This is a genomic window from Vibrio sp. 1078-1 (assembly GCF_033340475.1).
The window spans coordinates 1-1,306 of sequence record NZ_JAWOWM010000059.1; the positions used below are offsets into that span (position 1 = coordinate 1).

Here is a 1,306-nt window from a genome sequence, read left to right on the forward strand (position 1 = left end):
TGAGAGTGTCCCGAATTCTGTGTAACTGTCTAGACTTAAGCCTTAAAGGCTAAGGATGGACAATATGGATAAGAAAGCACTTGAAGCTTTTGCTCGTGAAGCAGCGAAGTCAATTAAAACAGAATCTGATCTGGACGACTTCCGTAAAATGTTAACCAAGGTGACCGTTGAAACGGCGTTAAACGCTGAACTCGATGAGCACCTTGGATATCAAAAACACCAACCCAGAACCAGCTCCAACTCCCGCAATGGCTACTCGGGTAAATCAATCATCACCGATGATGGAAAAGTCGATATCGACGTCCCTCGCGACCGTGAAGCCAGCTTTGAACCTCAACTCGTCCGCAAACACCAAACTCGATTCCAATCCATGGACGACAAGATATTAAGCCTATATGCGAAAGGCATGACCACACGTGAAATCGTCGCAACGTTCAAGGAAATGTATGATGCAGACGTCTCACCAACGCTGATATCAAAGGTTACCGACTCAGTGCTTGAACAAGTGATTGAATGGCAGTCGCGACCTCTCGATGAAATCTATCCCATTGTTTATCTCGATTGCATTGTGGTTAAGGTGCGTCAAGACAAGCAAGTCATCAATAAAGCGGTCTATCTTGCGTTAGGCGTGAACATGGAAGGCCAAAAAGAACTGCTCGGTATGTGGCTCTCTGAAACGGAAGGTGCCAAATTCTGGCTTAATGTGCTGACTGAGCTTCAAAACCGTGGGGTGAAAGACATCCTTATCGCTTGTGTTGACGGACTCAAGGGCTTTCCCGATGCTATCAATACTGCATTCCCAGAAACGCAAATACAGCTCTGTATCGTCCACATGGTGCGAAACTCGGTCAAGTACGTCCCTTGGAAAGACTACAAAGCGGTGACGACTGACCTGAAGAAAATCTACCAATCAGCCACAGAAGATGAGGCTCTGCTGGCTCTAGAGCAGTTCTCTGAGCGATGGGATAGTAAGTATCCTCAAATCAGTCGCTCTTGGACGGCGCATTGGGACAACCTCAACACCCTGTTTAACTACCCTGAGGATATTCGCCGAGCCATTTACACGACTAACGCCATTGAATCCCTCAACAGCGTTATTAGAAAAGCGATTAAGAAGCGCAAGCTCTTCCCAACGGATGAGTCAGCTAGAAAGGTGATCTACCTGGCTATCCGAGATGCTTCCAAGAAGTGGACGATGCCGATTAGAAACTGGCGACAAGCTCTAAACCGCTTTATGATTATGTTCGAAGACCGACTCACTGAATACATGTAACCCCGACAGTTACACAGAATTATTTACAGGGTC

The 1,306-nt window shown here is 46.6% G+C and carries 1 protein-coding gene; it reads left to right on the forward strand.

From position 1 onward, the window contains the following. Positions 1-64: 64 nt before the first annotated feature. Positions 65-1,273, forward strand: coding sequence for an IS256 family transposase (locus R7190_RS25565; RefSeq protein ID WP_031848002.1), 1,209 nt, complete (start codon positions 65-67; stop codon positions 1,271-1,273). Positions 1,274-1,306: the final 33 nt, after the last annotated feature.